The 22981-nt window shown below is 51.3% G+C and carries 23 protein-coding genes and 1 pseudogene; 20 read left to right on the forward strand and 4 right to left on the reverse strand.

Going from position 1 to position 22981, the window contains the following annotated elements; translation table 11 throughout:
- The 3 genes and pseudogenes from CX651_RS20085 to CX651_RS04260 form a co-directional block, all read left to right on the forward strand.
- Positions 1 to 137: pseudogene (locus tag CX651_RS20085) on the forward strand (transposase); the annotation flags it as partial.
- 125 nt (positions 138 to 262) lie between these two features.
- Entirely contained in the window at positions 263 to 763 is a 501-nt protein-coding gene (locus tag CX651_RS04255) for a GNAT family N-acetyltransferase (protein ID WP_101053873.1), read from the forward strand.
- Between the two features lie 93 nt (positions 764 to 856).
- Positions 857 to 1222, forward strand: coding sequence for a putative periplasmic lipoprotein (locus tag CX651_RS04260; protein ID WP_101053876.1), 366 nt, complete (start codon positions 857 to 859; stop codon positions 1220 to 1222).
- A 935-nt stretch (positions 1223 to 2157) separates the two neighbouring features.
- On the opposite strand, the gene CX651_RS04265 is transcribed toward CX651_RS04260, so the two are convergent.
- From CX651_RS04265 to CX651_RS04275, 3 genes are read right to left on the reverse strand one after another with little or no spacing between them, the layout of a single operon-like run.
- Positions 2158 to 3507 (reverse strand): ATP-binding protein, encoded by a 1350-nt coding sequence (locus tag CX651_RS04265; protein WP_101053879.1) that lies wholly within the window; start codon positions 3505 to 3507, stop codon positions 2158 to 2160.
- Positions 3507 to 4196 (reverse strand): response regulator transcription factor, encoded by a 690-nt coding sequence (locus CX651_RS04270; RefSeq protein WP_025011881.1) that lies wholly within the window; start codon positions 4194 to 4196, stop codon positions 3507 to 3509. Before CX651_RS04270 ends, CX651_RS04265 begins: the two co-directional genes overlap by 1 nt.
- 13 nt (positions 4197 to 4209) lie before the next feature.
- Entirely contained in the window at positions 4210 to 4548 is a 339-nt protein-coding gene (locus tag CX651_RS04275) for a PepSY domain-containing protein (protein ID WP_025011880.1), read from the reverse strand.
- A gap of 243 nt (positions 4549 to 4791) precedes the next feature.
- Between CX651_RS04275 and CX651_RS04280 the strand changes: the two genes are divergently transcribed.
- On the forward strand, positions 4792 to 5634 hold the full coding sequence (locus CX651_RS04280; protein WP_101053882.1) for a choice-of-anchor H family protein: 843 nt from the start codon (positions 4792 to 4794) through the stop codon (positions 5632 to 5634).
- Positions 5635 to 5740: 106 nt separating this feature from the next.
- On the opposite strand, the gene CX651_RS04285 is transcribed toward CX651_RS04280, so the two are convergent.
- On the reverse strand, positions 5741 to 6871 hold the full coding sequence (locus CX651_RS04285) for a methyltransferase (protein WP_101053884.1): 1131 nt from the start codon (positions 6869 to 6871) through the stop codon (positions 5741 to 5743).
- A gap of 175 nt (positions 6872 to 7046) precedes the next feature.
- Here CX651_RS04285 and CX651_RS04290 point away from each other — a divergent pair, with 175 nt between their 5' ends.
- The 16 genes from CX651_RS04290 to CX651_RS04370 all read left to right on the forward strand — a co-directional run bounded on the left by CX651_RS04290 (position 7047) and on the right by CX651_RS04370 (position 22896).
- Entirely contained in the window at positions 7047 to 7709 is a 663-nt protein-coding gene (locus CX651_RS04290; RefSeq protein WP_101053888.1) for an alpha-ketoglutarate-dependent dioxygenase AlkB family protein, read from the forward strand.
- Positions 7710 to 7784: 75 nt separating this feature from the next.
- The gene (locus tag CX651_RS04295; RefSeq protein ID WP_101054037.1) at positions 7785 to 8084 is read left to right on the forward strand and encodes a BolA family protein; all 300 of its coding nucleotides are present in this window, start codon (positions 7785 to 7787) and stop codon (positions 8082 to 8084) included.
- Positions 8085 to 8208: 124 nt separating this feature from the next.
- A complete protein-coding gene (luxS, locus tag CX651_RS04300) occupies positions 8209 to 8718 on the forward strand; it encodes an S-ribosylhomocysteine lyase (RefSeq protein ID WP_039033608.1) in 510 nt (169 codons plus the stop codon).
- A 132-nt stretch (positions 8719 to 8850) separates the two neighbouring features.
- The gene (locus CX651_RS04305) at positions 8851 to 10896 is read left to right on the forward strand and encodes a TonB-dependent receptor domain-containing protein (protein ID WP_101053890.1); all 2046 of its coding nucleotides are present in this window, start codon (positions 8851 to 8853) and stop codon (positions 10894 to 10896) included.
- A gap of 372 nt (positions 10897 to 11268) precedes the next feature.
- The gene (locus CX651_RS04315; protein ID WP_101054040.1) at positions 11269 to 12600 is read left to right on the forward strand and encodes a Na(+)-translocating NADH-quinone reductase subunit A; all 1332 of its coding nucleotides are present in this window, start codon (positions 11269 to 11271) and stop codon (positions 12598 to 12600) included.
- The gene (locus CX651_RS04320) at positions 12597 to 13796 is read left to right on the forward strand and encodes an NADH:ubiquinone reductase (Na(+)-transporting) subunit B (RefSeq protein ID WP_039033611.1); all 1200 of its coding nucleotides are present in this window, start codon (positions 12597 to 12599) and stop codon (positions 13794 to 13796) included. Before CX651_RS04315 ends, CX651_RS04320 begins: the two co-directional genes overlap by 4 nt.
- Positions 13789 to 14577, forward strand: coding sequence for a Na(+)-translocating NADH-quinone reductase subunit C (locus CX651_RS04325; protein ID WP_039033612.1), 789 nt, complete (start codon positions 13789 to 13791; stop codon positions 14575 to 14577). Before CX651_RS04320 ends, CX651_RS04325 begins: the two co-directional genes overlap by 8 nt.
- A complete protein-coding gene (locus CX651_RS04330; protein ID WP_039033613.1) occupies positions 14577 to 15209 on the forward strand; it encodes an NADH:ubiquinone reductase (Na(+)-transporting) subunit D in 633 nt (210 codons plus the stop codon). Before CX651_RS04325 ends, CX651_RS04330 begins: the two co-directional genes overlap by 1 nt.
- Positions 15210 to 15214: 5 nt before the next feature.
- On the forward strand, positions 15215 to 15823 hold the full coding sequence (gene nqrE, locus CX651_RS04335; protein ID WP_039033614.1) for an NADH:ubiquinone reductase (Na(+)-transporting) subunit E: 609 nt from the start codon (positions 15215 to 15217) through the stop codon (positions 15821 to 15823).
- A 45-nt stretch (positions 15824 to 15868) separates the two neighbouring features.
- The gene (gene nqrF / locus CX651_RS04340; protein WP_101053896.1) at positions 15869 to 17125 is read left to right on the forward strand and encodes an NADH:ubiquinone reductase (Na(+)-transporting) subunit F; all 1257 of its coding nucleotides are present in this window, start codon (positions 15869 to 15871) and stop codon (positions 17123 to 17125) included.
- 62 nt (positions 17126 to 17187) lie between these two features.
- The gene (locus CX651_RS04345) at positions 17188 to 18219 is read left to right on the forward strand and encodes an FAD:protein FMN transferase (RefSeq protein WP_101053899.1); all 1032 of its coding nucleotides are present in this window, start codon (positions 17188 to 17190) and stop codon (positions 18217 to 18219) included.
- A gap of 16 nt (positions 18220 to 18235) precedes the next feature.
- Complete coding sequence (gene nqrM / locus CX651_RS04350; RefSeq protein ID WP_025011868.1) at positions 18236 to 18460, forward strand: (Na+)-NQR maturation NqrM; 225 nt, start codon at positions 18236 to 18238, stop codon at positions 18458 to 18460.
- 99 nt (positions 18461 to 18559) lie between these two features.
- Positions 18560 to 19546: a GGDEF domain-containing protein gene (locus CX651_RS04355; protein WP_157822663.1), complete on the forward strand. Its 987-nt coding sequence runs from the start codon at positions 18560 to 18562 to the stop codon at positions 19544 to 19546.
- Positions 19547 to 19708: 162 nt separating this feature from the next.
- Entirely contained in the window at positions 19709 to 20182 is a 474-nt protein-coding gene (gene bfr / locus CX651_RS04360; RefSeq protein ID WP_101053905.1) for a bacterioferritin, read from the forward strand.
- Between the two features lie 10 nt (positions 20183 to 20192).
- Positions 20193 to 20660, forward strand: a complete 468-nt coding sequence (gene bfr, locus CX651_RS04365) for a bacterioferritin (RefSeq protein ID WP_039033619.1) — start codon at positions 20193 to 20195, stop codon at positions 20658 to 20660.
- Between the two features lie 229 nt (positions 20661 to 20889).
- The gene (locus CX651_RS04370; RefSeq protein ID WP_101053908.1) at positions 20890 to 22896 is read left to right on the forward strand and encodes a methyl-accepting chemotaxis protein; all 2007 of its coding nucleotides are present in this window, start codon (positions 20890 to 20892) and stop codon (positions 22894 to 22896) included.
- The last annotated feature ends 85 nt before the right edge of the window (positions 22897 to 22981 follow it).

Genomic DNA, 22981 nt, shown 5'->3' on the forward strand with positions numbered 1-22981 from the left:
TAGAATCGTTATTGTTTGAACTGGAGGCCGTTTTTGCCATTGATGTGGCGGCATTCGCCATCATGAGTAATCATCTGCATCTGGTGTTGCATATCGATATAGAGACAGCAAACCGATGGACAGACAGAGAAGTGCTTTGTAGTGCTCAAATCCCCTACCGGTGCTTGAATACAGACAGAAAGAAGATTAAGTTATTGTTTTACAGTGGGTGGCTTGATTTTTCCTGAAAATTACAAAATAGATTATAGATTAAAGAACGAATATGGATATTTTAATAGAAACACCTCGTCTCTTAATGAGAGAGTTTTGCTTGGATGATGTAGATGCTGTCTTTGAATTTTCTACTAATCCAGAGGTTATGCGTTATACGGGTGATGTGGGTGCCGTTAATACCAAAAAAGATGCAGAGAATTTAATTGTTAATTGCTGGCAAGCAGAATATAAGAAGTATGGTTACTCTCGGTATGCATTGATTTATAAAGAAGATGATAAAGTCATAGGGTTCTGCGGAGTTAAGTACGAACCTGATTTGAACTGTCCAGACATAGGTTGTCGGATGCTACCCGAATACTGGGGAAATGGATTGGCCACAGAAGCTGTAAAAGCCACTTTAGAGTATACAATAAATACGCTTGGGCTTACTAAAGTAATTGGTGAGGTCTTAGTTGAGCATCCAGCATCAGGTAACGTTTTACTTAAATCTGGTCTACGTAAGGTTGACACTTATGAAAAAGATGGGTTTATATTGAATAGATATGAATAAAAACTTAAGTTTACAAGTAATAGTAAAGAAAGATAACAAGTTACTGAATTCGATAAACGAATTGGCGGAGCGTTATTTTTCAAGGAAGATATTATGAGAATTTGGCACATCGCTTTTTTAAGCCTCCTGTTACCAGGTTGCTCTTCGTCCAATAAAACCACCTATCAACCTGTTTGTTTTCAATCCGTAGAACAAGCAATAAACATTGGTGAATCTCTTATATCCGCGGGGTATTTTGAAAAAGTAAGTTACTGGGTTAACGGAGACCCCAGCATACCTGTTCGTGGGTTGGGTTTGGAATGGGATGGATTCGAACATTCAAAGTATTGTCCCAGCGGCGGGTATCCTGTCCTCATCTCTTACCTGGATAAGGATGAACTTGGGAACTCTGAAATAGTAATTAAATGGGCTCAAATAGTTTTTAAAAATATGCTTAAGGAACGAGGCATTGAAACATAACGAGTGACGGTGGCAACCCGTCAATAAGTATTTCGCTAATTGTGATAGCTTTCACCCATCGGGTTCGATTTTTCATCATGGTATTGAGCGTAACCAACGGCTCTCGCATACAGGATATCAACGCTACTTTGGGAAGCGATTATTTCCTGAGGGGCGTCCCTTTGCAATGTTATTTGTGCCAACGGCTTTCGGCGACACCGAGGGGGGAATTGGTGCAACTCTGTTAGTCCTAAATAGCTTGAAATATTTGAGAGATCTGCAGACATACACCTATTTTCCAGGCATAGGCGGAACTGTGACCGTCGAAAACAGGGTCGAATTTTGTTCCCGACAAATTCGGCATTTCCTACGTCCTTGTAGGTCAGACGTTTTCGTCGAGCGCCCAAGGATGGGTTCACAACAACTTCCCTGTTTAACGGCCAGCTCACCATCCCTGTTTAACGGCCAGCTCACCATCCCTGGTTCGCGCTCGAAAGCATGTTGCTATGCAACTCTCGCCGAGTCACAGGATCGCCTGTGCGAAAGGCGCACCGCAGGTGATTGGCTACAACTAGCTAGCCGCTAGGATTAAGTTCATTGGTGAGTTTTGGCTTAAAGCCATGCTAGCCACTGTGCCAGTGGCCTAAAGTCGTGGAACAAGTGCATCCATGCACAACGGCCAGCTCACCATCCCAGGTTTGCGCTTGAAAGCATGTTGCTGCGCAACTCTCGCCATGTCACAGGGGAGTCTGTGCGAAAGTTCGTCTCGAACATCCTGTTTTTCAATTGCATTCTTGCTTCTTGCCCATCCCAGCGGCAGGCAACGAGAAACATCCATTGCCGGAAACTTGACCAGTGCTTATTGGCAGCATCAAGGGGGGCATTATCGCCATTTGGCAAGATTAGCCTTGTTGGAAATAGGTAAGGATGGGGAATGAATGTACCATTCCCCAATCTCAACTTCTGGGTAAAAACAGAGTGAAGCGGGCGCCGCCCAGGGGAGATTGATCTATTTGCCACTGGCCTTGGTAGCTCTGCAGCAGATCTTTGACTATCGCCAGTCCTATACCATGACCTTGTTGGTAGTTATCGGCTCTGACACCGCGCTCGAACAGCTGGGTTTTCTGCTGCTCTGTAATGCCCGGGCCATCGTCTTCGATGCAGATGTTCAGCCCTTTTTCGCTAACCCAGGTTTTGAGGGCGACCTTGCTATTTGCTGCCTTGCAGGCGTTATCCAATAGATTGCCGAGGAGTTCGGCCAGGTCGGCTTCATCACCGTAAAACAGGGCATTTGTTGCCAGGTCAGCCTCAAACTCCAGCACCTTGTCGGCATAAATCTTGCCAAGGGTTCGCAGTAGTTTGTCGGCCACGGTTTTGCTGTTTACCCCTTGATGCCAAGGGCCGCTGCCGGCACTTTGGGCTCGCTTCAACTGGTGCCCTATGCTGGCGTTAATTTGGCTGATGGGCTCTTGGGCATCGCTTGGCAAAGACTTGAGGCTTTGCAGTACCGCCAGCGGTGTTTTCAGGCTATGGGCCAGATCCGACAGGGCGTTGCGATAACGTTGGCGTTGGCGCTGCTCGTTGCTTATCAGGGCATTGAGCTGGGTCGCAACCTGTTGCAGCTCCTTGGGATAGTCACTGCCGAGATGTTGCCGTTTGCCTTGCTCAACCGCTTCGAGCTCGGCGCGAAAGCGCGCCAGTGGTTTGAGTGTCCACCAGAGCCAGCCTCCTTGTACCAGTAACAGGAACAGCATCAATAGTCCCAGGTATTGCCAGAGCTGGCGGCTGAAGGCGCCTTGGGTTTGCTCAAAGCCGGTCTGATCTTTGATGATGTGTACGGTAAAGGGAATATCCCGGCCATTATCCGAGGCCGAGGCAAAGCTGGCGCTGAAGCTGTAATTGAAGTGGGGTTTGCCCAGGAGAAGCATTTCGCCAAAGCGGCCTTCTCCGAGTGGTGGGCTTGGAAGCTTGCCCGGAGGCGGCATACCGATAAAGGAAGGCGAATGCCATACCAGTTTGCCTTGGCTGCTGACCAAGGCGTAGAGCCCGGATTGATCTATGTTGAACTGTTTGTCCTGTAATTGATCCGGCAGAACCAGTTCGCCCTGTTCCACTTCTGCCAATGCCAATACTCCATAAAGGGCGGCGCTGAGTTCATCTTTTACCGCGTGGGCCAATTGGGCACGAAAGGCATCGCTCAGGGTCACGCCGATAAGCGGCAAGAGTACCAGATTCAACAGCAGGGCGCTGATCACCAGCCGGCCCTTGAGTGAACCGGGCAAAAGCCTTGCTGGCAAGGGTTTCATCAGGGGTTATCTCTAACTGGAAGCGCGTTGAGGCGATAACCCTGACCACGCAGGGTTTCAATAAGCCCAAGCGTGCCCTCGGGATCCAGCTTCTTGCGCAAACGGCGAATAAATACCTCAATCACATTGGAGTCCAGATCAAAGTCCTGATCATAGATATGCTCGATAAGCAGACTCTTGGAAGTGACTTCTCCCTGATGCAGCATCAGATACTCGAGCAATTTGTATTCGGAGGCGCTGAGGCTGACGCTGTGTTTGCCAAGTCGGACTTCACCGCTGCTGGTATTCAGGGTGACAGGGCCACTTTGCAGCAAGGGGCTGGCCTTTCCGGCGCTGCGGCGGATTAAAGCCTTGATCCTGGCGGTGAGTTCCATGGGGTGGAAGGGTTTGGTGAGGTAGTCATCAGCGCCGGCATCCAGGCCTTCCACCTTGTCCTGCCAGCCATCTCTGGCGGTGAGGATCAGCACAGGGTAATCCAGTCCCTTGGCTCGCATCTGTTCAATCAGTGCTATGCCGCTGAGTTTGGGCAGGCCGATATCGATAATGGCGGCATCATAGGGATATTCCGCCGCCAGAAACAGGCCTTCTTCGCCGTCTGATGCCGTATCCAGATTGAAACCTGCCTCTTGCAGATGTTGTTTTAAGTTGGCTTGTAAGGCGGCATCATCTTCTACCAATAACAGTCGCATAAGCTATTTCCTGTCAGTTTGCCTGCAGTCGGCCGCTGCGGGCATCCACAGAGACATAGACAATTCGGCCACTGTCCTGCAGCAGTTTGACCCGATAACCCGGGTTGCCGTTGACCTTCACAGACTGCACCCTGAGTACTTTACCGCCATAAGCCTGCTTCACCAGTCTGGCGGCTTCATCGCCGCTGCGGACTTTCAGCTTGGCCTCCTGGCCCTGAGTTGTTCGTTCCGGCTTGGCAAAGGGGCCGGCATGCAGGGGCTGAGCGAAAGCCAGCGACAGCAATAGCATGCTTGCCGCGATAATTCCGCTTGAGTGATAAGCTTGATGCTTGATTTTACTGCCCCTTTTCATGGTTTTGCCCTTTTGGAAACGCTTGGCCCAGTGTAAAAGATCCCCGCGGTGGATGAAATAGCCAGCCGGGTCTTCACTCTCTATCTGTCCTTCCCCCTGGTTTTCGCTCTGGCCCGGTCAGTTGTACTCCTTCCAAGATGAACATCGGCTGACAGAAACCGTTCATCTCATGTTCACCCAGGCTGACTTTTAATAATGCCAACAACCCGGATAAGCGCGAGATGCGCCCTGTGGAGAAGCACTATGAAATTATTATCTTACACTGTATTTGGCCTGTCGCTGTTTTTGGCTCTGTTTTGGGGGGCGCCCGCTGCCTATGCCAAGGAGCCTGTCGGCGGACAAGCCTCCATCGGCCAAAAAGCGCAGCAACCAAGCGATGAACAGGATAGCCCAGGCACCGAGATACGGGCGGCACAACACAGGCAGTTGCTCAAGCAACTGCAGCAGGAGTGGCAATTTGCCGGAGCTCAAGTTTCCGGTGAGCGCATGACCCGCGAGCAGATGATTGCCAAGAAACAGAAACTGCCCGAGAGCCAAGCCGCGCCGCAGCGGATGGTCTCCACTACGGCCCACAGCTATTACCATGAGTTCAGCTTTTATGAGGCGGCCAGCTACCTTTATGACGATTATGACTCTGATGGCTTTTATCGCAGCTTTGCGGTGCGCTTCGATGCTGATGTTTACGGCAATGATCCGGCCGAGTCTGTGCCCGTTTATGCCGAGCTTTATCTGAGCCGCAACGGCGGTGACTGGGAGCATTACTACAGCACTGAGGTGTTCTACATTCAGGGAGACAGTACCCAGGATGACTTTGAAGTGCTCACCACGTTAGAGAGCGGCTATCCCAGCGATCACTATGATGTGCTGATCGACCTTTATGAACCCGGTTACAGTGACATAGTGGCGACCATAAGTTCTTATGAAAGCAATAGCCTCTATGCCTTGCCGCTGGAAAGTCGCGAATGGGACAGAGATGATGGCGCGACCGTGATAGTCGATGCCGGCGGCAGCCTGTCAGTGGTGGCGCTCGTAAGTCTGGTACTGCTTGGCGGCTTGCGTTACAGACGCGGCCGAGTTGCCCCCTGAAATCACAAAATTTAACTACACAGGCCGGGGTCTCCCCCGGCCTGTTTCTTTCCGGGTTCCCAACGGGGGCCGGAATGGGTCAACAAGGTTTACGCTTGTTGGCTTTTTATTTAGAGGCTTGCAGGATCACAAACTTACCATTGGAGGCTATGGTTTTACAGTTGCCGAACAGGCGCTTGAGCTTGATGTGGTAACCCAGGTGACGGTTGCCGACCACATGCAGTATGCCGCCGTTCACCAGGCGCCGTCTGGCATCGAGGAACATCTGCCAGGCAATATGATCTGTGATGGCCTCTCCCTGATGAAAAGGCGGGTTACAGAGCACCAGATCCGGTGCGACCCCGGCGCTCAAATGACTCAGACAGTCGTCCCAATAGAAGTGGCCGCGTTCGGCTTCAAAGCCATTGCCGTGCCAGTTGAGCCTGGCACTTTCCACGGCCATCTCTGAGTCATCGACAAAGTGAATACTCGCCTCGGGATAACGCTTGGCCGCCGCCAGCCCCAAAACGCCATTGCCGCAGCCCAGGTCCACCACAGAGCTAAACTCACCTTCGGGGAGGTTGGCCAACATCAAACGGGCGCCGATATCCAGTTTGCCGGCGGCAAATACATTGCTGAGATTACAGATATTGAGGCCGAACTCGCCAAGGGGCCACTCGCTGGGGGCCGGCAATTCGCGTGTCTGGCCATCGGCGAAGGCGGTAATCACCCGGGTCTTTTTCCATGCCAGACTGGCGCTGGCCTGGCCCAGATGTTTGCCAATCAGGGCCAACAAGGCTTGATTGATGGATTTGGCCTTGGCGCCAATCAATACCCGGGTACCGGCGGGAAGCATATTGGCCAGCAGGGTCAGCTGCCAGGCAAAGAAGTTGAGGTTCTTGGGCAGCTTCAGCAATATGGTATCGGGTACACAAGCAGGTATTTCCCGACTGTTTAGCCAGTGAATGTCGGCATCGCTGAGATGGTTTTTCTCAAGATTTTGTCGAGTGCCAAGGTGGGAAGTGCGGGCATCCGAGCTCCAGTGAATCTTTGCATCGGGGTAACCTTGACGAATGGCGCACAGCAGGGCACCAAAGCTGTCGTTGATAATAAGCACAGATTGAGGTGCCTCTTCCTCGGCGAGCTGTTTGAGCAGGTGTTCATCGGCGGCATCCCAGGCCTGGAGGTTGGATTCCTGCTCTTCGGGATAGCGGTGCAGAGTGAGCTGAATATCAGCGGCTGAGAACTGGCTGGTCATATAACTGGGCTTAAAGGACGAATTTGCGCGGATTATCGCAAATACTGGCGCTCAAGGCGATATTTGCGAAAATCTGCCTTGGTCATTATCTAATAAAGAAGGCTTAAGCCTGGCAATAAGCCACAGAGAAACAATGCCATGAAGTTCAAAGATGAGTTCAAAGATGAGTTCAAATATGAGTTCAAAAGAGATACAGCAGTCGCTGTTTGCGCTTGAGCCTGGGTCATCTGCTGAGTCGGCAACAGGCGTGCAGCGGTTTGAGCAACCGCCTATGTTGCTGGTGCGCGGTTATCTCAATCCAGCCCAGCAGGATGCCATTTGGCGCGAGGCGGAGCATTATCCCCTGACTCGCCCCGAGCTTGAGATATTCGGTAAGCGTCACGCCATTCCCCGTACTCAGGTGTGGTTCGGCGATCCCGGCTGTGATTATCGTTACTCAGGGTTATTGGTCAGGGCGCTTCCCTGGCCCAAATATCTGTTAAGGCTAAGGCAAAAGCTGGATCGGGATTGGCAGCTTGGCAGCAATGGCGTGCTGGTAAACCGTTATGCCGATGGCCGCGACGCCATGGGTTGGCACAGCGACGATGAACCTGAGCTGGCAGAGGGGGCCGATATCGCGTCAATCAGTCTGGGCGCCGGGCGCGATTTTGATTTGAGACACAAGCAAAGCGGCGAGAAGCTGCGGCTCAGGCTTAACTCGGGCGATCTCTTGTTGATGCGCTGGCCGATGCAGCAGGAGTGGCAACATGCATTGCCAAGAAGGCTGAAACTCACAGAGCCCAGGCTCAATCTCACCTATCGGCGGCTCAAACCGGGTTTTCATCCTCCTGGTGGTTGAAAATTGTCGGATTGATCTTTGTTCGCCGAAGCAGTAACCTGCCGCCAATCCCAACAGCTTATATCAGGTTTTACCATGTCCGTTGCTCAGACCATAGAGCAGAAGTTGCGCCTTGCCCTGACGCCGAGTCATATAGAGGTCATCAACGAGAGCCACAATCACCATGTGCCGCCTAATTCAGAGACGCACTTCAAGGTGATCATTGTCAGTGAAGCCTTTGATGGCAAGCGTCTGCTGGCTCGCCATAGAGAAGTGAACCAGGAATTGGCGGAAGAACTGGCCAATGGCGTGCACGCTCTGTCCATGCATACTTATACTCAGGCCGAATGGGATGCTCAAAGCGCCGTGCCTGAGTCGCCCAAGTGTCGTGGTTAAAAGTCCCTGCTTGATAAACCGCCTCCAGGGGCTGCATTTGTGTTTTGGCGCTGTAATAATAGCGCTTTGAGACGCGAAACCATTTAACAGTGCAAGCCAGCTTGCCATCCAAGGGAGAATACCCATGCCATTGTTAGACAGCTTTACCGTGGACCATACCAAGATGGAGGCACCGGCAGTGCGGGTGGCCAAGACCATGAGCACACCAAAGGGCGATACCATTACGGTATTTGACCTGCGTTTTTGCGCGCCCAACAAGGATATTCTCAGCGAGCGCGGCATTCATACACTGGAACACCTGTTTGCAGGCTTTATGCGTGATCACCTCAATGGTGACGGAGTGGAGATCATAGATATTTCGCCAATGGGCTGTCGCACCGGCTTTTATATGAGCCTTATCGGGACACCGGAAGAAGGCCGGGTTGCCGATGCCTGGTTGGCAGCCATGGAAGATGTGCTCAAGGTACAAGATCAAAAGGCTATTCCTGAGCTGAACGAATACCAGTGCGGTACCTATCAGATGCATTCTCTGGAGCAGGCACAGGATATTGCCCGCAATATTATTGCCGCCGGTGTCAGCGTTAACCGCAACGACGATCTCAAGTTGAGTGAGGAACTGCTGAAGCAGCTCTAATCCCGCCCGGCTTACCTCGCACAATCAAGCGACTTGATATTTACTCAAGTCGCTTTTTTTTTGTCCGCAAATCAGTTAGTTTACAAAAATATAACATCAAATATGCGGTAACTGCTGATAGGGGATTGGGATATGAGTCAGAGGCGAGGCTTGCTTAAGGTGAGTGCTGTGGCCGGTTTGGTGAGCGGGAGTTTGGCCGGGCAGTGGGCGCACGCTTCCGAATCTTTGGTTGCTGACCATCCGGCTTTTGAGACTGCAGCAATCAATGCCATGTACTATGACTCGGCCGAGCGGCAACTGACCGCCGGTGGCGAGCTTATCCCAACCTTGCCTGGCAGTTTCAGTATTCGCGGCGCCGGTGGTAGCGGCCATTCCGGAATAGCGATTATCGAAGACAGGGTCAATCTGGCGCCGGCGCCTTATTCTGCGCCTTATCTGTGGCAACTGCCGGATCCCGATACCCTGGTTGCCAGCTCGGCCAATGCCGCCGGTAGCTTGCTCTATGGTGGTAGCGGCAGTTTTGGTGTTTTGGAAACCCAAAGCCTGGGGTTGCATGATACTCCGGGCAACAGTTTGCGGCTTCAGGGCAATGAGGATAAAGGTTGGGGCGCCGAGGGCCGCGGTCTGATTGATGCCGATGACTATAAGGTATTGCTGCAGGCGAGCCACAGGCGCCAGCAACCCTGGCAAGAACCGAGAAGCGCTGAGCTGGGGCAAGATGACAGCCAGACCAAGGTCCTTTTCAAGATAGCGGCCAACAGCTTGCCGGGTGCCCGCAGTCGGCAACATACTGAATTTAAGTATCAATATTCACAGCAGCGACAGTTTTTACCGGGAATGGGGCTGACGCCTGCCGATTGGCAACTGAACCCTGAGCTGTTGTATGGCGCTGCCACGCAGGATAGACTCAAGAGCCGCAGCCACAGATATCAGCTGTCACACCGCGTTGAGCCTACCGCCGGCTCCCGGGTGTTTACCGAGCTTTACTACCATAGCCATCACAGCTCGCAGTTGCAGATGAGTTTTGCCGATGGCGCCTTTATTCAAGGTGACGCGCTTGAGCAACTGGCGGCCTTGGATGCCGCTGCTATCGGCGCGGTTTCATTGGTCGACTTTCGCCGTGATGATGACTTCGAGGCTATGGGGATCCAGACTCAGGCCATTACTCAATATGGTCGTCACAAGGTGAGTTACAGTGCCCGTTGGCACAGAGACAAGGCCGAGCTGGCACCCGGCCTGGGGAGTTGGCTGTGGCAGGGTGGACGACTGAGTGATACTGCGCAGAGTCTGAGTATCAGGATTGATGACAAGGCCAGTGTTTGGAGCTCGGCGGTGACGGCTGAGCTCAACTGGTCGGCTGTGACTCTGGAGCTCGGCGTCGGCTATGAAGATGTCAGCTTGGAGCGCAGTAGCGAAACCGTGCCGCTTTCAGCCGCGGATTTCTCCGAAAGTGAATGGTTACCCACGGCAAAGCTTAGTTGGCGCGGGGAGGCACTGAGCCTGTTCATCAGTGTCGGCAGAGCTTGGGCGGCGGCGAGCCCCGGCAACCAGGGGCAACGCTCCCAGCAAGCCTGGCAATATGAACTGGGTGGCCGCTTTGAATCAGGTAGGCTGAAAAGTGCACTGAGCCTGTACCAGCGAGACTTCGATAATCTGCATTTTGATTGCACGGCAAATAGCTTCTGTGACCCAGCGCTGCGCCTCAATCAATACAATCTCGGAGAAGTCGATGTCAAAGGCGTCGAACTGGCGCTCGACTACCGCCTGGACTCAGGTAGTGTCAATTGGCCCATGGGGCTCAAGTACCATTACACCCAAGCCAAGGCGCTGCACTCGGGTTGCCTTATGCTGAGCGGACCTTGCCTGATGGCAGATGAACAGTTGCCCTGGTTGCCCGAGCATGCCTTGAGTCTCCATGTTGGGTTGGAGTGGGACGGCTTTAAGGCCAAGGCTCAGGGAATTTATCGTTCAGAAGTGGCAAGTCTTAGCCCTCAGGAGACGGCAAAAGACAGCATGCAGCTGGATCTGCTGCTGAGTTATGACTTCAACTCAAAACATCAGCTCTATTTTCGCGCTGAGGATCTGCTTGATGACGCTAGTCCGTTACGTGAAGATGACAGTGGTTTATTGGCAAGTGTTGGCCGACGTTTACAGCTGGGCTACCGAATGAAATTTTGAAGCAGAGCCTCCCCGGCAAGGCCCTGAAGATGAAATAAGTATTTTTGACTATTTAGTCTATTATTTCTTTAAAAATTAAAGGTATAACTTTGTGCGTCAGGACAAAATCCTGCCTTTTGCCTACTTGTCGCTATCTCTGGTTAACTCGTTTGGCTCAATTCTCTCTTGGTCACTTTGAAAGCAGGTTAAAACACTACAATTTTCGTGGCGATAGCGTTGCAATTGGGGTAAAATGCGCGCGACCAGCGTGATTGCGATCGCATTTCTGTGATAAATCTGCGCTAGCTCAACGCTCGATTTTTTTGTGTGAGAGTCGGGGGTTAGCAGGAACGCGGCGCATTGTCTTTCCTTCAAAACGTAGTGCATGTGGATATGATTACAATTAAGAAAGGATTGGATTTGCCTCTAGCAGGCGGACCAAAGCAAGTTATCCATGATGGCCCAGCCATTAAACACGTAGCTACTTTGGGTGAAGAGTATATTGGCTTACGTCCGACGATGAAGATCAAAGTGGGCGATAAAGTGCAAAAAGGTCAGGTGATTTTTGAGGATAAAAAGAATCCTGGCGTTAAATATACGGCTTTGGCCAGTGGCACAATATTAGAAATCAACCGCGGCGCCAAACGTGTTCTGCAGTCGGTCGTCATAGAGATAGAAGGGGACGAAGCCGTCTCTTTTGCCAAGTATGATGTCCAGGCTCTGGATACTCTGGAACCGCAGCAGGTTCGCGATAATCTGATTGAATCAGGTATGTGGACCGCATTGCGCACCCGTCCTTTCAGTAAGGTGCCGGCAGTGGATGCGACAGCAGCGGCTATCTTCGTGACAGCCATGGACACCCAGCCACTGGCGGGCGATCCTCAAGTTGTTATCGCTGAGCATAAAGACGATTTCGTCAACGGCCTGAAAGTACTGGCCCGACTGACAGACAAAGTCTTCGTCTGTAAAGCACCAGGAGCAGACATTCCAGCGGGTAATGCCCAAGTGGAAGAGTTTGCCGGCCCCCATCCGGCGGGTCTGCCTGGGACTCATATCCACTTCTTGATGCCTGCCTCTGCCCGTCGCAGCGTATGGTACCTGGGTTATCAGGACGTCATCGCGATAGGTCAGCTGTTTACCTCAGGTGAATTGAACAACCAGCGCATAGTGGCCATCACAGGCCCCAAAGCCAAGAACCCTCGCTTGGTGCGTACTCTGCTGGGTGCCAGCACTCAGGCCCTGACCCAAGACGAAGCCGATGGCCAAGTTCGGGTTATCTCAGGTTCTGTGCTTAACGGCCGTACAGCAATAGGTCCTCATGCTTATATGGGACGCTACTTCCAGCAGTTGACCCTGATTGAAGAGGGGACCGAGAAAGAGTTCTTCGGTTGGGTGATGCCCGGATCCGATAAATACTCCATTACCCGTGCCTTCCTGGGGCACTTGAGTCCTTCCCGACTGTTCAATATGACCAGCAGTACCGGTGGTTCCGAGCGGGCCATGGTGCCTATTGGCAACTATGAGCGGGTGATGCCTCTGGATATTCTGCCCACTATGTTGCTGCGCGATCTGCTCTCCGGTGATACCGATGGCGCCGTGGCATTGGGTGCGCTGGAGCTGGATGAGGAAGACCTGGCACTGTGTACTTTCGTATGTCCCGGTAAGTATGACTATGGTTCATACCTGCGTGACTGCTTGGAGACCGTCGAGAGGGAAGGCTTATGAGCTTGAAAGATTTTCTTGAGCGTATTGAACCGCAATTTGAAAAGGGCGGTAAATACGAGAAGTGGTATGCGCTCTATGAAGCCGCAGCGACCATTTTTTACACCCCGGGTAAAGTGAACAAGGGCAAGACCCATGTGCGCGATAACCTGGATCTGAAACGCATGATGATTACCGTTTGGGCCTGTACTTTCCCCGCCATGTTTGTCGGGATGTACAACGTGGGTCTACAGGCACAAATCGCCCTGGCCGCTGGTTTCGGTACTCCCGATGTTTGGCAGGTGGGGCTGTTTGAGCTCTTCGGTACTCAACTGACTGCCGATTCCGGCTGGGCCACCTTGATGTGGTATGGCGCCTGCTTCTTCTTGCCTATATATGCAGTGACCTTCGCGGTTGGTGGTATTTGGGAAGTGCTGTTCGCCTCGGTTCGTGGCCATGAAGTCAACGAGGGTTTCTTCGTAACCTCAGTACTGTTTGCCTTGACCTTGCCGGCAACTATCCCATTGTGGATGGTGGCACTGGGTATCACCTTTGGTGTGGTCGTGGCCAAGGAAGTGTTCGGTGGTACCGGACGTAACTTCCTCAACCCTGCACTGGCCGGTCGTGCTTTCCTGTTCTTTGCCTATCCGCTGAATATGTCCGGTGACACTTCTTGGGTCGTTGCTGACGGTTTCTCCGGCGCCACAGCGCTGAGTCAAGCGGCTTCAGGTACTCTGGACTACGCCTTCAACCAGAACTGGTGGGACGCCTTCTTTGGCTTTATTCCTGGTTCCGTCGGTGAAGTTTCTACCCTGGCTATTCTGCTCGGTGGTCTGGTTATCATCTATACCCGTATCGCTTCCTGGCGCATCGTCGGCGGCGTGATGGTAGGTATGATTGCCGTCTCTCTGCTGCTGAACCTGGTCGGTTCTGAAACCAACCATATGTTTGCCATGCCTTGGTACTGGCACCTGGTACTGGGTGGTTTTGCCTTCGGTATGATGTTTATGGCCACTGACCCAGTGTCGGCTTCCTTCACCAACCAGGCCAAATGGGCTTACGGTATCCTGATAGGTGCTATGGCAGTATTTATCCGTGTCATCAACCCTGCATTCCCTGAGGGCATGATGCTGGCGATTCTGTTTGCCAACCTGTTTGCGCCACTGTTTGACCATTTTGTAGTCCAGGCAAACATCAAGCGGAGGATTGCTCGTGGCTAGTAATAAGGATTCGTTCGGAAGAACGCTATTTGTTGTCGTTGGCCTGTGTCTTGTCTGCTCGATTTTCGTATCGACTGCAGCGGTATTGCTCAAGCCAACCCAGCAGGAAAACAAACTGCTGGATAAGCAGAAGTTTATTCTGGAAGCCGCCAACCTGATCGATACCAAATCCGGCAAGGTCAGCAAAGATGTGGTTCTGGAAACTTACAAGAAGTATGTTGAAGCCAAGGTTATCGAGCTGAAAACCGGTGACGAAGTCACAGATATCAACGGCGATACCTATGATCAACAGAAAGCCTCTCGCGATCCTGCCACCTCAGTGGTGCCTGAGCATGACATAGCTTCGGTTAAGCGGATCGCCAAAAACGCCGTGGTTTATCTGGTGCGTGATGATGCCGGTAAAGTGACCAGCGTGATCCTGCCGGTTCATGGCTATGGTCTGTGGTCAACCATGTACGCCTTCCTGGCTTTGGAACCGGACATGAATACCATCCAGAACCTGGTGTATTACAACCAAGGTGAAACCCCTGGACTTGGCGGTGAAGTTGAAAACCCAAGCTGGAAAGCCAAATGGCAGGGTAAGAAGCTGTTTGATGAGCAGGGCAACATAGCTATTACCGTGACCAAAAACCCAGCCGTTGCCGAGTCAGCTCATGGTGTTGATGCCTTGTCTGGTGCAACTTTGACCAGTAATGGTGTTCAGCATTCGCTGACATTCTGGCTGGGCGAGGAAGGTTTTGCTCGCTTTATTGAAAAAGCACGCAATGGAGGATTGAGCTAATGGCCGATAGTAAAGAACTCAAACAGGTTCTCACTGGACCTATAGTCAGCAATAACCCTATTGCGCTGCAGATCCTCGGGGTGTGTAGTGCCCTGGCGGTAACCAGTAAGCTGGAAACCGCATTGGTGATGACCATAGCATTGACGGCGGTAACCGCGTTTTCCAACCTGTTTATCTCCATCATACGTAACCATATTCCTGCCAGTGTTCGGATTATCGTACAGATGACCATTATTGCCTCGCTGGTAATAGTGGTGGATCAGGTACTGCAGGCATACGCCTATGACATCGCCAAGCAGCTGTCGGTATTCGTTGGTTTGATTATTACCAACTGTATCGTGATGGGCCGCGCCGAGGCCTATGCGATGAAGACCCCACCGCTGATGAGCTTTATGGATGGTATAGGTAACGGCCTGGGTTATGGTCTGGTACTGATGAGTGTTGGTTTTGTCCGTGAACTCTTTGGTAACGGTTCGTTGTTTGGCGTCGAGATACTTTCCAAAGTATCAGACGGTGGCTGGTATCAGCCCAACGGCCTGTTACTGCTGCCGCCAAGTGCCTTCTTCCTGATCGGTATTCTGATTTGGATAATCCGCACTTATAAGCCAGAGCAAGTAGAAGCAAAAGGGTAAGCGCGATGGAACATTATATCAGTTTGTTAATTCGCTCTGTTTTCATCGAAAACATGGCACTGGCCTTCTTCCTGGGGATGTGTACCTTCCTGGCCGTTTCCAAGAAAGTGAAGACGGCCATGGGGCTTGGGGTTGCGGTTATTGTGGTGCTGACCATTTCAGTACCTGTTAACCAGATAATCTATCAAGGTATTCTGGCTCCTGGCGCACTGGCTTGGGCTGGTGTCCCGGATGCCGATCTGAGCTTCCTTAAGTTCATTACCTTTATCGGTGTTATCGCAGCTTTGGTTCAGATCCTGGAAATGGCTCTGGATAAGTACTTCCCGCCACTGTACAACGCCTTGGGGATCTTCCTGCCGCTGATCACAGTAAACTGTGCGATTTTCGGTGCGGTATCTTTCATGGTTGAACGTGACTACAACCTGGGTGAGAGCCTGGTGTTCGGTTTCGGTTCCGGTTTTGGCTGGGCATTAGCTATCGTCCTGTTGGCCGGTATCCGTGAGAAGCTGAAGTATGCTGATGTGCCTAATGGTCTGCGTGGTCTGGGTATTACCTTTATCACTGCGGGTCTGATGGCCTTAGGTTTCATGTCGTTCTCTGGTGTGTCCCTTTAAGGGGCACCAAGCGGCTTCCGAAATTGAACCTCTAAGGATAAGTTAATGGATATTCTTGGTATTTTTAAGTCTACTCCACTCGAGGTTTACCTCGGTGTGAGTATGTTTACCGCGATAGTTCTGATCCTGGTACTGGTGATCCTGTTCGCCAAATCCAAGTTGGTCTCCAGCGGTGATATTACTATTGGCATCAACGGTGACCCAGAGAAGGCAATCACCACTGCTGCCGGTGGCAAGTTGCTGGGCGTTTTGGCCAACAACGGTATCTTCGTGTCATCAGCCTGTGGTGGCGGTGGCTCTTGTGGTCAGTGTCGTGTCAACGTTAAGTCCGGTGGCGGCGATATTCTGCCAACCGAACTGGATCATATCAGCAAGGGTGATGCCCGTAAGGGGTGCCGACTGTCTTGTCAGGTTAACGTCAAGTCAGATATGGAAATTGAGCTGGATGAAGAGATCTTCGGCATCAAGAAATGGGAATGTACTGTTATCTCCAACGATAACAAGGCAACCTTCATTAAAGAGCTCAAGCTACAGATCCCCGATGGCGAGTCAGTACCTTTCCGTGCCGGTGGTTATATTCAGATTGAAGCCCCGGCTCACCATGTGAAGTATAAAGACTTCGATATTCCAGCAGAGTATCGTGGTGACTGGGAACACTTTGGTTTCTTCAACCTCGAATCCAAGGTTGATGAAGAAACCATTCGTGCATACTCTATGGCAAACTATCCGGAAGAGTTCGGCATTATCATGCTGAACGTGCGGATTGCTACGCCTCCACCACGGAATTTGAGCCTGCCTTGTGGTAAGATGTCGTCTTACATCTGGAGTCTCAAGCCAGGTGATAAAGTCACTATCTCCGGCCCATTCGGTGAGTTCTTTGCCAAAGATACCGATGCTGAAATGGTCTTTATCGGTGGTGGTGCAGGTATGGCGCCTATGCGTTCTCATATCTTCGACCAGCTCAAGCGTCTTAAGTCCAAGCGTAAGATGAGTTTCTGGTACGGTGCCCGTTCCAAGCGCGAAATGTTCTATGTTGAAGATTTCGATGGCCTGGCGGCAGAGAATGATAACTTTGTCTGGCATGTGGCCTTGTCCGATCCTCAGCCTGAGGACAACTGGGATGGCTACACAGGCTTCATTCACAACGTGCTCTATGAGAATTACCTCAAGTCGCACGAAGCCCCTGAAGATTGCGAGTTCTACATGTGTGGACCTCCAATGATGAACGCAGCGGTAATTGCTATGCTGAAAGATCTTGGCGTTGAAGATGAAAACATCCTCCTGGATGACTTCGGTGGCTAAGCATTAGTTCATTCCCTGGCACTGCCTTTTGGCAGTGCCAGTTTGTAAGGGAAATTCATAGTATGCAGTTCAAGACCGCTAAGTTTACAACGCTGGCAAATTGGCTGGTCCTTATGGGATTGGCCTTTTTTGTTTCTGGGTGCAGCAGTCAGGATGATGTGATAGCACTTTCCGGAAGCACTATGGGCACCACTTATCATATTAAAGTGGTCAACAGTGAGCGCTTGCCGGATGCCCAGCTATTACAGGCTGAAATCGATATGGCGCTGGAGCAGGTGAACGACCAGATGTCCACCTACAGACCCGACTCCGAGCTTTCACGTTTCAATCAGCTCAAGCAAGGCCAGAGCCTGGCCGTTTCTGCTGATACTATTACCAATATTCGTGAAGGTATCAGGTTATATCAGCTCACCGATGGCGCGCTCGATATTACCCTGGGGCCCTTGGTCAACCTGTGGGGCTTTGGCCCGGACAAACGGCCTCTGGAAGTGCCTTCTGCCGAGCAGATAGCCGAGGCCAAGGTACGAATGGGGATAGATGCCATTCAAATAGAAGGGGATAAGCTCAGCAAGAGTCAGTCCAGCGTCTATGTGGACTTGTCATCCATAGCCAAAGGATTCGGGGTCGATAAAGTGGCTCGTTTGCTGGATAAGTATCAGCCCAAAGGTTATCTGGTGGAGATTGGCGGTGAGATTAGCGTTAAGGGAAGCAAAGGCGATGGCAAACCCTGGCGGGTGGCGATAGAGCAGCCGGCGGAGAATGGCCGGGCAGTGCAACAGGTGATAGAGCCTGGCACCATGGCCATGGCTACCTCGGGCGATTATCGCAACTATTATGAGGAAGACGGACAGCGCTTTACTCATATTATCGATCCCCGCAGTGGCTTTCCGGTCGAGCACAGATTGGCCTCTGTCACTGTGTTGCACCCTGACTGCATGACGGCTGATGGTTTTGCCACTGCCATGATGGTGATGGGCACAGAAGCATCACTGGCCTTAGCTGAAGAAGAGAAGCTGGCCATCATGCTGATTGAAAAACAGGACGAAGGGTTTAAGGTATACTATAGCTCTGCGTTTAAAGCCTTCGTTCACTAGAGTAATTGGAGCCTTTATGAGTACTTTTATTGCAGCCTTTGTGATACTGCTGGCGTTTTTCCTGCTGATGTCTGTGGGCTATTTAATCAAGCGCAAGGCGGTGCAGGGCAGTTGTGGTGGCCTCGGGGTCTTGGGTATAGAAAAGGCCTGCGATTGTGATGAACCTTGCGATAAACGCAAGGCCCGTGAAGCGGCTGAAGAAGCCCGGCGCGAGCGTTTAACCAAAGATAGAATTATTTGAAAAAGGGCCTCTTCGGAGGCCCTTTCTTCATTCATCGCCCTCGTCATTTTCTCCTGTACTACACTCAGTGGCAAAGCGGTCTGTAGAGGAGATATGCCCATGAGCCGGGAGCCGGAAGCTATTCTCGATTCAGTGGTACAGTTGACCGAGCAGCGGCAGTTGGATTCGCTGGCTGAGAGCCTGGTGTCCACAGTATCGCAAATGCTCAGTATAGATGAGGTGTGTATCCTGGATGTGGATAAGCTCACCAAGCGTAAAGGGGGCCTGGATGGCCAGCGCAATGTCAGTAGCGCCAGCTTGGCGGTGTCGGTCAAACTCTGTATCGAACAGCAAAGGGAGATCTGTTTCTCCAACGGTCTGCATCAGGAGTTGGCCGTTCCCATCATCATCAATGATAAACTCACCAAGGTGCTCTTGGTCAGCGCGCCTTTATTGACTGAGCAAGACAGGGTTCTACTCAGAGGTTTCGCCAAGGTCTATGAGAACTATTTTCACATAGTGGTGGAGAGCGAAACTGACAGCCTGACCAATTTATTAAACCGCAAGGCTTTTTTGCCACAGCTTTACAGTTCGGTAGAGATTGCCTGTGACCTCCTGCAGGAACAAGCGCAGGCAAGTCAGGATGCCGACGAGGAGCTCAAGCTGTGGATCTGTATCTTCGATATAGATTACTTCAAGAAAATCAACGATACCTTTGGTCATCTCTATGGCGATGAAGTCTTGTTGCAGGTTTCGGCGCTGATGAAGCAGGTGTTTAATCCCCAGGATCTTATGTTTCGTTTCGGCGGTGATGAGTTTGTTATTTTGCCGGCACCGCGAAGCCGCAGGGCGCTTATCGAATTGTGTCAGGAGTTCACCCAGAATTTGGCTCAATTGCAGCAAGAGCGTTTAGGCGGGATCCGCATCTCTATGGGCATTGTGGGAATCGATCCCCGAGTTGATCCCGGCACCTTGCTCAATCAGGCTGACAATGCACTGTATTTTGTTAAAGGCAATGGCCGTAACCAAGTAGCGTTTTATGGGCAACTGCTGGCGGAAGGCAAGCTACAGAGACCAGAGATAGAAGATGATATCGAGCTTTTTTAATCACTTGAACACAAAATCGGCTTGCTAACCTTAGTCAATATGATAATGATTATCTTTTGTAAGCTGGTGAAATTAAAGGTTAATTTGTAATACCCTCTACTTTAGGCTAGGCTGGAAAAACTTGACTTGGATCAAGTTTAATCAAAGCTAAAGGACGAGATAATGAAAGGTCATCCCAAAGTGGTTTCCCAGCTCAACAAGGTGTTGACCTGCGAGCTGACAGCCATCAATCAGTACTTCCTTCATGCCCGCATGTTCAAGAACTGGGGCCTGGAAGGACTCAACCATAAAGCCTACAAGAAATCGATTCAGGATATGAAACACGCCGATAAGCTTATCGAGCGGGTGTTGTTTCTCGAAGGCCTGCCCAACTTGCAACAGTTGGACAAGCTGCGTATAGGTGAACACAGCGAAGAGATGCTGGCCTGTGACAAACAGATGCTGGAAGAACAACTGACTGTGCTGCGTGATGCCATTGCCCTGTGTGAGATTGAACGTGATTATGTCAGTCGCGATATCCTCGAGGATCTACTGGAAGATGAAGAGGAACATCTGGATTGGCTGGAAGCTCAGTTTGAGCTGATAGGCCTGACCGGACTGGCTAACTATCTGCAATCACAGATTGAGACAGAATAAGGAGACAGATATGAAAGGCCATCAGCAAGTCATAGATGTGCTCAATAAGCTGCTGACCGGGGAACTGTCGGCAATGGATCAGTATTTCGTACATGCTCATATGTATGAAGACTGGGGGCTAAATGAGCTCTATGAGCGTATTAAACATGAGTCGGATGATGAAAGAGAGCATGCCGCCAAGTTGATTGCACGGATCCTGTTTCTGGAAGGCACTCCGGATGTTGCCAGTCGCGATGCCCTCACCATAGGTAAGAATGTGCAGGAGATGCTGCACAACGACTTGCAATATGAATACAAGGTTGCCGCCAATCTGAGAGAAGCCATCACCCTGTGTGAACAACTCAAGGACTATCAGAGCCGGGAGTTATTGGAGCTATTACTTGAAGAAACGGAAGACGACCATATGTATTGGTTGGAGAAGCAACTGGGCCTTATTGGCAAGGTTGGACTACAGAATTATATCCAGTCCAAGATGTAATGGTATTAAAGCCGTCACCACAGGAGCCGCTATTGCGGCTCTTTTGCTATCTGGTGTTGGTTGAATGCACTTAAGTTGGTAATAAGATACTGAATCGCTTCGGTTTGGTGCGGGCGATTGTTTACATAGAAAATTATATTGTTTCTTGTCATTTAATAGTCAAACTTGTTAACGGATTCTGATACATTGCTGGTTTCCTTAAATAAAAATATAACAAATAGGACTCGCAATGGAGCAGATAAGACGTTCCCTCAGTTTGCAACTTGTATTGGCTATCGCCGGTGCCCTGGCGCTGTTGTTGTCTATAGTGGCCGCAGTGATGGTTAAGAGCAGCAGCGACGATACCCGTGCCCGCATAGATCAGGACATATCGGCGCTGATCACCCTCAAGGCAAATGAAATCGGCAACTACTTCTACGCCAAGGGGCAGATTATTCACTCTGTCTTTGCTAACCCTGCCATCAATAACTGGTTTGCCAAATACCATAGCCGTGGCTCAGATCTCAGTCTCGATCCCGGTTATCAACAGCTGGTTGATTATTTCCACTTTTTCTCCGAGCAGGACAAGGAGATCAAGTCGGTGTTTTTTGGCTCGGCCAATACTTTCGAGTACTTTGATCTCAATGGTCGTTACGATGGCGATCCCGACTACTACACCAACAAACGTCCCTGGTGGCAGGAGGCGATAGCCAAAAATGGTTTGTTTGTCGGCGATCCGGCTGTGGATGCCAACGACGGCTCAATCTCGGCCACGGTCAAGACAGTAGTCAAGGATGCCAATGGTCGCCTTATAGGCATAGGTGGTATGGATATTCTCATCGATACCATAGGTAAAAATCTGCTGGCGCCAATCAAATACCGGGGCGAAGGTCAGGCATTTTTGATGACTGAGCAGGGAAAGTTGGTGTACTTCCCGGGTTTTAATCAAACGTTCCCCGCCGGCTCTGATGCGGCCGTTATTGACAATCTCAGCGGTGACAATCAGGGCTTTAGTGAACTGAAACGTGAAATGCAAACCCGGGATGCCGGTATCGCCGAAGTCACTTATCAGGGAGAGTTGCAGCGAGTGAGCTATATTGCCATTCGCGGTGATTATCCCAAGGTGCGCTGGTATTTGGGGTTCATGTTGCCCAATGAAGTGTTTCAGGCTCCTGTGAAGCAAAGCCTTTGGCAAACCAGCCTGGTTTCAGTGGGGATTATTTTACTGGTGGCGTTAACCGTTTTCCTGATGATGCTGCCGTTTCGGCGTAATCTCAATAGCCTGCTGCACACCATGGAAGATATCGCCGAGGGTGAGGGCGACTTGTCACGCCGCATTGAAATCAACCGCACCGATGAACTTGGGCGTCTTGGCGCAGCATTCAATCGTTTTGCCGCCAAGGTGCAGAGTCTGTTGCTGGAAACCCGTGAGCTCAGTGGTCGGGTGGATAATGGGGTTGCCGCCGCGGCTGAGGTGTGTGACAACGCACTGGCCTCTGTCAGTGCCCAGAAACAGGAAATTGCCTCGGTGGCTACAGCTGCTACCGAAATGGCCCACACAAGCCAGGAGATGGCGACCAACGCCCAACGAGCCGCCGAGTTTGCCGAGACGGCACTGTTGCAGTCCAGAAACGGCGCAGATGTGGTGCAGCAGGCCAGTCAGGGAATGCACTCACTTTCCACACAGGTCAACCAGGCTGCCGGGGTTATTCGGGCGCTCAGAAGCAGCTCGGAGGAGATAGGCGAGGTGCTCAGTGTGATCCGCGCCATTGCCGAGCAAACCAATCTGCTGGCACTCAACGCCGCCATTGAAGCGGCCCGCGCCGGGGAGCAGGGAAGGGGCTTTGCGGTTGTTGCCGATGAGGTGCGCACCCTGGCATCCCGCACCCAGGACTCGACGACCAATATTCAGGGCATTATCCAGACTCTGCAGCAACAGGCACAGCAAGCCGAACAGGTGATGGAAGCCGGAGTCAGGGAGGCCAACCAGGGCCAAAGCCTGACTCTGGAAGTGGAGCGAGCATTGACAGAAATCACCGCGGCAGTGGATGCCATCCAGTTGCAAACCATGGAGATCACAGCGGCTATAGGCCAGCAGGCTGTGGTGGCCGAAGAAGTGGCCTGCAATATTGAAAATGTTCGTGGCCGCTCCGATGAATCCCTGAGCGCCAGCGAAGAATTGTCACAAAAGATGCGGGCATTTCAACAGTTGGCCACGGCTCTGGGGCGCAACATAGGTCAGTTCCGCATAGATTAAGACGAGCTTTAAATCCATAAAGGAGAGCCCAGGCTCTCCTTTTTTGCTCCCGATTGAAATACCTTTACGTTATCCTGGCTTGTTA

Origin of the sequence: Shewanella chilikensis (assembly GCF_002836945.1) — a bacterium.
GTDB lineage: Bacteria > Pseudomonadota > Gammaproteobacteria > Enterobacterales > Shewanellaceae > Shewanella > Shewanella chilikensis.

Bases quoted from the DNA above. Each gene is read 5' to 3' on its own strand.
- CX651_RS04255 (WP_101053873.1), top strand. From the start codon at position 263: ATGGATATTTTAATAGAAACACCTCGTCTCTTAATGAGAGAGTTTTGC.
- CX651_RS04260 (WP_101053876.1), top strand. From the start codon at position 857: ATGAGAATTTGGCACATCGCTTTTTTAAGCCTCCTGTTACCAGGTTGC.
- CX651_RS04265 (WP_101053879.1), bottom strand. From the start codon at position 3,507: ATGAAACCCTTGCCAGCAAGGCTTTTGCCCGGTTCACTCAAGGGCCGG.
- CX651_RS04270 (WP_025011881.1), bottom strand. From the start codon at position 4,196: ATGCGACTGTTATTGGTAGAAGATGATGCCGCCTTACAAGCCAACTTA.
- CX651_RS04275 (WP_025011880.1), bottom strand. From the start codon at position 4,548: ATGAAAAGGGGCAGTAAAATCAAGCATCAAGCTTATCACTCAAGCGGA.
- CX651_RS04280 (WP_101053882.1), top strand. From the start codon at position 4,792: ATGAAATTATTATCTTACACTGTATTTGGCCTGTCGCTGTTTTTGGCT.
- CX651_RS04285 (WP_101053884.1), bottom strand. From the start codon at position 6,871: ATGACCAGCCAGTTCTCAGCCGCTGATATTCAGCTCACTCTGCACCGC.
- CX651_RS04290 (WP_101053888.1), top strand. From the start codon at position 7,047: ATGAGTTCAAAAGAGATACAGCAGTCGCTGTTTGCGCTTGAGCCTGGG.
- CX651_RS04295 (WP_101054037.1), top strand. From the start codon at position 7,785: ATGTCCGTTGCTCAGACCATAGAGCAGAAGTTGCGCCTTGCCCTGACG.
- luxS (WP_039033608.1), top strand. From the start codon at position 8,209: ATGCCATTGTTAGACAGCTTTACCGTGGACCATACCAAGATGGAGGCA.
- CX651_RS04305 (WP_101053890.1), top strand. From the start codon at position 8,851: ATGAGTCAGAGGCGAGGCTTGCTTAAGGTGAGTGCTGTGGCCGGTTTG.
- CX651_RS04315 (WP_101054040.1), top strand. From the start codon at position 11,269: ATGATTACAATTAAGAAAGGATTGGATTTGCCTCTAGCAGGCGGACCA.
- CX651_RS04320 (WP_039033611.1), top strand. From the start codon at position 12,597: ATGAGCTTGAAAGATTTTCTTGAGCGTATTGAACCGCAATTTGAAAAG.
- CX651_RS04330 (WP_039033613.1), top strand. From the start codon at position 14,577: ATGGCCGATAGTAAAGAACTCAAACAGGTTCTCACTGGACCTATAGTC.
- nqrE (WP_039033614.1), top strand. From the start codon at position 15,215: ATGGAACATTATATCAGTTTGTTAATTCGCTCTGTTTTCATCGAAAAC.
- nqrF (WP_101053896.1), top strand. From the start codon at position 15,869: ATGGATATTCTTGGTATTTTTAAGTCTACTCCACTCGAGGTTTACCTC.
- CX651_RS04345 (WP_101053899.1), top strand. From the start codon at position 17,188: ATGCAGTTCAAGACCGCTAAGTTTACAACGCTGGCAAATTGGCTGGTC.
- nqrM (WP_025011868.1), top strand. From the start codon at position 18,236: ATGAGTACTTTTATTGCAGCCTTTGTGATACTGCTGGCGTTTTTCCTG.
- CX651_RS04355 (WP_157822663.1), top strand. From the start codon at position 18,560: ATGAGCCGGGAGCCGGAAGCTATTCTCGATTCAGTGGTACAGTTGACC.
- bfr (WP_101053905.1), top strand. From the start codon at position 19,709: ATGAAAGGTCATCCCAAAGTGGTTTCCCAGCTCAACAAGGTGTTGACC.
- bfr (WP_039033619.1), top strand. From the start codon at position 20,193: ATGAAAGGCCATCAGCAAGTCATAGATGTGCTCAATAAGCTGCTGACC.
- CX651_RS04370 (WP_101053908.1), top strand. From the start codon at position 20,890: ATGGAGCAGATAAGACGTTCCCTCAGTTTGCAACTTGTATTGGCTATC.